Source organism: Acidithiobacillus sp. TH-A36, assembly GCF_057473445.1.
The window spans coordinates 1-6,076 of the sequence record NZ_JBYCKP010000294.1 but is presented as its reverse complement, the minus strand read 5'-3'; the positions used below and the strand labels follow the sequence as shown (position 1 = coordinate 6,076).

Sequence of the window (6,076 nt, the reverse complement as noted above, 5' to 3'; positions counted from 1 at the left end):
ACCGCTTCCGTAGCCACAAAAGTGGGCTCCCCGCCCATGGTCAGACGGACATCTGCCGCCTGCAGGCGGTCATCGACAATGCGCCCAAGCACCATGATTTCTTCCCACTGGCTCTCGGTATAGGGTTTGGTGACCCGGGGTATTTCCGGCAGCCGGGTGACCTGGTTGGAAAAATGAAAGGTAACCTCACATTTTCCGGTGGCACCGCTGATCGGTGCGGCACTTTGGTAATGCGGCGTACAGGCCAGTGGAATATGCCCTTCACTGGCAAACAGACCGGAGGTCGGGTCCATGCCAATCCAGCCTGCTCCGGGGATGTACACTTCCACCCAGGCGTGCAGGTCAGTGAAATCCTGGGCGGGGCCGGAGGGACCTTCGAGAGGTGCCTGATCGGCCACCAACTGAACCAGATAGCCGGAAACAAAGCGGGCCGCGAGACCCAGATGTCGTAACAACTGTACCAGCAGCCAGGCGCTGTCCCGACAGGAACCGCTGGCTTTTTTCAGGGTTTCTTCGGGAGTCTGGACGCCGACCTCCATGCGCAGGGTGTAAGCGATGGCACTTTGTAGCTGCTGATTGATGCCAACCAGAAAATCAATGGTCCGCTGTTTGCGTTTGATGATGCCCAGCAACATTTGTTGCAGTAGGCGCCCGGCTTTTTCTTTTTCCAGATAGGGGGCCAGCTCTTTATATAATGCGGGTTCGTAACGGAAGGGCCAGCGTTCTGCCTGCTCTTCAATAAAAAAATCGAAAGGGTCAATCACGCTCAGATCGGCGATGACTTCGATGCTGAATTTGAGGGACTTGGCGCGTTCAGGAAAAACCAGACGGGCCTGATAATTCCCGAAGGGATCCTGCTGCCAGTTGAGGAAATGTTTTTCGGGGCTGACTTCCAGCGAATACGCAAGAATCGGGGTGCGACAGTGCGGCGCCGGCCGCAGGCGCAGTACGTGAGGGTGGATTTCCACCAAACGATCAAAGTCATACTCGGTCTGATGACGCAGAACGACATGAATACCCATAAATTATCCTCGGTGGTGAAATGCTGTGGGACTTAAGCTTGTGCAATCTGCAAGTGGAGTCCATTCAGAGCATTTTCCGAACCACTATCTTCCCTGGCGAAATAGGTACCCTGAATGGTCCGATGGACCATGGCGAGATCCCTCTGGGCCTGATCCAGATATTCATGGAGCAGGTCCGGGCGGAGGTCGCTCAATTTCAGCTGATCCAGGCGTCGCCGGGCCCGGCGGACGGCCTCCGCAGGGGTTCCGGCATTGGGCAGATAGGCTAATGCCACTTCCATTTCTCCCAGGCAGTATTTCATGCTGCGCGGGAATTTGCCGTCCTTGAGCAGATAATCCACTACCTGATTACTGCGCACCCGCACGGAAATATGGCGTCGGTACATTTCAAAGGCACTGAGTGACTTCAGAACCCCAATCCACAAGCTGCTGCCCGCCGTTTTCTGCAGCCCCAGATCCTGAGGTAAAATCACGGCGCTGGTGACATCGACAATGCGCGTGGTCATGTCCGCCCGTTCCATATTGCGTCCCAACTTGATGAACTGGTAAACATTATCCTGACTCATGCTGCTGATCAGCAGGCCTACCAGGGCGTGGCGTCGGGCAATGACTTCGTTGAGAAAGGCGTAACGGGCGTGGCGGCTATCTGCTCCGGAAACGGCCTGATCGCGGACGTACAGAAACAGGGTGTTGAGGCGTTCCCAGAACTCGCCAGGCAGTAAGTCGCGAAACGTCCGGCAGTTTTCCCGAGCCTGATGAATGGCAGCCATGACCGAATTCGGATTGCGCTCGTCGGCAATCAAAAAACGCATGATGCGGTTTTCTTCGGGGGCACCATAAAGCTCTGCGTATAGCGTCGCGTCACCGGTGACCTGCAACAGGATATCCCAGCCAAAATAAGCTCCAGGGGGCAGATCCAGCAGCATCAGGGTGGTGGCATTAATCAGACGGGCTACGTCTTCCGTGCGCTCCAGATAGCGTGCCATCCAGTACAGATTTTCAGCTACTCGGGAAAGCATGGTGCCTCCTCATCAACAATCCAGGTGTCTTTGCTGCCGCCACCCTGGGAGCTGTTTACTACCAGTGAGCCCGGCTGCATCGCCACCCGGGTCAATCCCCCAGTGGTTACATACAGTTTATCCGCCTGCAAAATAAAGGGACGCAGGTCGAGATGCCGCGCCTCCAGATGATCATCTACCAGTGTGGGTGCGGTGGAAATATTCAGGGTCGGCTGGGCAATATAGTTGCGTGGATTGGCCTGAATCAGTTCGGCAAAACGGTCACGTTCGGCCTGACTGGCGCGGGGTCCGATCAGCATGCCATAACCCCCGGACTCGTTGGCAGGTTTTACCACCAGCTCGGCAAGATGGCTGAGGACATAATCACGATCTGCATCGCGCATGCACAAATAAGTCGGAACATTGGGAATAATGGGTTCGGCATCCAGATAGTAACGAATGATTTCCGGAACAAAGGCGTACACGACCTTGTCATCGGCTACTCCGGCACCGGGCGCGTTGGCAATGGCCACATTCCCGCGTCGCCAGGCGCGGAGTAGTCCGGGGATACCGAGTACAGAATCCGGAAAAAAAACTTCGGGGTCCAGGTAGTCATCATCAATACGGCGGTAAATGACATCGACGCGTTGTAATCCGGAAATGGTACGTAAATAAACAATATCTTCCTTGCTGACGTAAAAATCCGGGCCCTCAGCAAGATAAGCGCCCATCTGCTGGGCCAGATAACTATGCTCGAAATAGGCAGAGTTATAAATGCCAGGGGTAAGTACTGCGAGCACGGGCTTTTCTTCCGGGCGCGGAGACAGGGCCGCCAAGGTTTCGTACAGGCGATTGGGGTAGTCGTCCACGGGCCGGATAATGGATGATTTGAACAACTCCGGGAAAAGCCGCTTCATGATCTGACGGTTTTCAAGCATGTAAGAAACGCCCGAAGGTACCCGGAGGTTATCTTCCAGTACATAAATGGTGCCGTCCGCATCGCGCACCAGATCACTTCCGCAGATGTGTGCCCAGACGCCGAAGGGGGGACGAATACCCCGACAGGCATCCCGAAAATTGCGCGAACCTTCCAGCACTTCGGCCGGAAAAACGCCATCAGCAACAATGCGCTGATCATTGTAAAGGTCATCAATGAACAGGTTGAGTGCCTGCAGGCGCTGTTTGAGTCCCTCTTCAATACGCTTCCATTCGCTGCTGGAAAGAATTCTCGGGATAATGTCAAAAGGCCAGGCACGATCAATATTGCCCGCTTCACTGTATACCGTAAAAGTGATTCCCATGGCGAGAATGGAGGCGTCTGCAGCCTGGCGACGCGCCTGCAACTCGCTGCTGTCCAGGGTGTTCAGATAATTGAACAGGGGTGCAGCCGCCCGGCGCGGTCGGGCATTTTCATCTACCAGTTCGTCATGGGTGATCTGCTGTTGATAATGGGTTCTGAGCCAGTCCATCTGCTTTATCTCCTCGTCGCAAGATTCTCGCCCAAGTTTTAGTACGATGGATGAAGCAAAGTGCGTGCCAGTCAGTCTGGTCGGTTTGTGGAGGCAATAAACCGTCACGCCAAGGCCGCAATTGTATCATATTGGTGCATATTGCACCATTAAAGTGCAGAACTACTCCGTATGTTTATGTGCCTTTACTTCACAACGGTGGCATGGTTGTCGGAGTTTCCCAGTCAAAAGGAGGAAGACCGTCCAATGCCTGCAAAAGTCCCTGACTCCAGCGTTCACCAAGAGTCCGGTAAAAGCGGTCTTCTTCGGTCAGTGAAAGGTATCGTCCCATTTGCAGTGTATTGGTTTCATAGATGAGTAACTCAACCGGCGGGCCGACCGTAACATTACTGCGCATGGTGGAATTCATCGAAACCAGCGCGCAGCGGGCGGCGGCTTCCAGGGACAGTTCCGGTTTGATCACGCGGTCGAGTATGGGTTTGCCGTATTTGATTTCGCCGATTTGTAAAAAGGGATGATCTGCCGATTCGTGAATGTAATTTCCCTGCGGGTAAATCATGTAGGTGACAGGTACTTCGCTGCCGATCTGACCACCCAAAATGAAAGTGGCCTCAAAATTGGTGTTGGCCGTATCACGGCTGACCTGATTACGCTGGATTTCGGCGTTTATCAGGCCAATATAATCTGCAGCTTCTGCCATACCGGAAAGGTTCAAAAGATGGACTTCGGCGTTCTGGTCCATATCCTGCTGCAGGCGTTTAACGACTCCCTGGGTAGTGGCCAGATTTCCAGCCGAAAGCAGGCAGAGAAAGCGATCACCCGGCCAGCAATAATTATGCATTTTTGAGTAAATACTGACATTGTCTGTGCCTGCATTGGTGCGGGAGTCAGAACAGAAAATCAGCCCCCAAGAAACGTCGGCAGTGAGGCAGTAAGTCATGAATTATCCCTGTAGGCATGCAGCGCTGTGTAGTTATAGTCGCTGATATTTTGGAGTTTTGGAAGCCTGTTCACCATGAGCATGATTTTCCGGCGTTGTGGTGGTCAGAGCTTGTGCACTATTATGGTGCGGCCGATGCACTATCCTGGTTGCGACTGTTGCTCTGGATGATGGGCGGTCATTTTGATTCGAGACATTGCTGCTACTGGCTAGAGCTGGTACCCAGCTGAAGGATTGTATGTGTACGCAGGGCAATTCCCCGGCTGCCAGATATTGGTTTGGTGTGTTTTTTGCTTGGATGAATTTATGAAAGCGCCTCCAGAGGCGGATACCCATTTGGAGCTTGCATGGCGCAGCGCAAAAGCACAAAAGCAACATTGACGGAAAACGCGGTACTGGATGCCCTGGAGTCAGCGGTAATGACTCTGGACACTCAGCACAAGCTGCGTTTTATGAATCCGGCGGCAGAAAACCTCCTGCGCATCAGTCAGCACCAGGCACGCGGCCAAACCGTTGCAGCCTTATGCAGCATTGTCGGAGAAGATCGTTTTGCTGCGCTGTTTGCCGATGCCACCGATTTGAATGGGACCATACTGCGTCGCGCCTTGCCGTTGCAGCTTCATGATGGCAGCCATGCGGTGGTGGATCTGGTGGTGACGCCTTTGGCCGATGGCCATCTGATTATCGAAATGCGACCGATGGAACTACCCGCACGGCATGCAGAAGAAGAAATGCAGGATCGGATTTACGGAGCAGCTCAGGAAATGCTACGCGGCCTTGCCCATGAAATCAAAAATCCTCTGGGTGGATTGCGCGGCGCTACCCAACTTCTTGAGAGAGAATTGCAACGTCCTGAATTGAAAGATTATACCCGGGTCATACTCCATGAAGTCGACCGTCTGCATCATCTGGTGGATCGTTTACAGGGACCACGCAGTCGCCCGATTTTTGCCAACGTCAATATTCATCAGGTGCTGGAGCATGTACGGCGTCTCCTCCAGACCGAACTGCCCACAGGTATTGCGTTGCGTTTCGATTATGACCTTTCCATTCCGGAAGTTTATGCGGATCAGGAGCAACTGGTGCAGGTTTTCCTCAATTTGCTGCGTAATGCCCAGCAGGCGCTGGATCGCCACGGCACCATCCTCATTCGGACCAGGGTGGATCGCTATGTCACCTTGCTCCACCAGAAATTTCGTCTCGCCCTACGGGTAGATATTGTCGATAGCGGTCCAGGGATTGCTGAGGATCTTTTGCCCCGCATTTTTCTGCCCCTGGTGACCAGTCGTGCGGCAGGCATGGGGATGGGGCTGGCTATTGCCCAGGGTCTGGTGCGCGGACATGGTGGCGTCGTGCACTGTCATTCCCGACCGGGGGAAACCATTTTTTCGGTCTCCCTGCCCCTTGGCCAACATCGTGAGGAGCCGCAATGAAACAGGTCTGGATTATTGACGATGATCCCTCTATTCGCTGGGTACTGGAAAAAGCTCTGGCTCAGGCGGAAATTCCTTCCCGGAGTTTTGCCGATGCTGACAGTGCCTTGCGGGCGTTGGGCCGTGATCAACCCAATGCCATTGTCACGGACTTACGCATGCCCGGTCTGGACGGTCTGGCTTTTCTGAGGGAAGTGCAGGCGCGTTGGCCCAA

6 protein-coding genes are annotated in these 6,076 nt (G+C 54.0%); 2 read left to right on the top strand and 4 right to left on the bottom strand.

Annotated features, from left to right (window positions below):
• The 4 genes from AC2VLY_RS07715 to AC2VLY_RS07700 all read right to left on the bottom strand — a co-directional run.
• The coding region (locus AC2VLY_RS07715) for a transglutaminase family protein (protein WP_486922052.1) at positions 1-1,022 on the bottom strand (1,022 nt) is incomplete at its 3' end.
• Positions 1,023-1,054: 32 nt separating this feature from the next.
• The gene (locus tag AC2VLY_RS07710; protein ID WP_193649458.1) at positions 1,055-2,041 is read right to left on the bottom strand and encodes an alpha-E domain-containing protein; all 987 of its coding nucleotides are present in this window, start codon (positions 2,039-2,041) and stop codon (positions 1,055-1,057) included.
• Positions 2,026-3,489 (bottom strand): circularly permuted type 2 ATP-grasp protein, encoded by a 1,464-nt coding sequence (locus AC2VLY_RS07705; protein ID WP_486922051.1) that lies wholly within the window; start codon positions 3,487-3,489, stop codon positions 2,026-2,028. The genes AC2VLY_RS07710 and AC2VLY_RS07705 overlap by 16 nt, the downstream gene beginning before the upstream one ends.
• Before the next feature lie 190 nt (positions 3,490-3,679).
• Positions 3,680-4,429 carry a proteasome-type protease gene (locus AC2VLY_RS07700; RefSeq protein WP_486922050.1) on the bottom strand — a complete coding sequence of 250 codons (750 nt, stop codon included), beginning with the start codon at positions 4,427-4,429 and terminating at the stop codon, positions 3,680-3,682.
• 347 nt (positions 4,430-4,776) lie between these two features.
• On the opposite strand from AC2VLY_RS07700, the gene glnL reads away from it, so the two are divergent.
• Together glnL and AC2VLY_RS07690 are read left to right on the top strand one after the other, a co-directional pair.
• Positions 4,777-5,862, top strand: coding sequence for a nitrogen regulation protein NR(II) (gene glnL, locus AC2VLY_RS07695; RefSeq protein ID WP_486892249.1), 1,086 nt, complete (start codon positions 4,777-4,779; stop codon positions 5,860-5,862).
• The coding region (locus AC2VLY_RS07690; protein ID WP_486922049.1) for a response regulator at positions 5,859-6,076 on the top strand (218 nt) is incomplete at its 3' end. The genes glnL and AC2VLY_RS07690, both read left to right, overlap by 4 nt.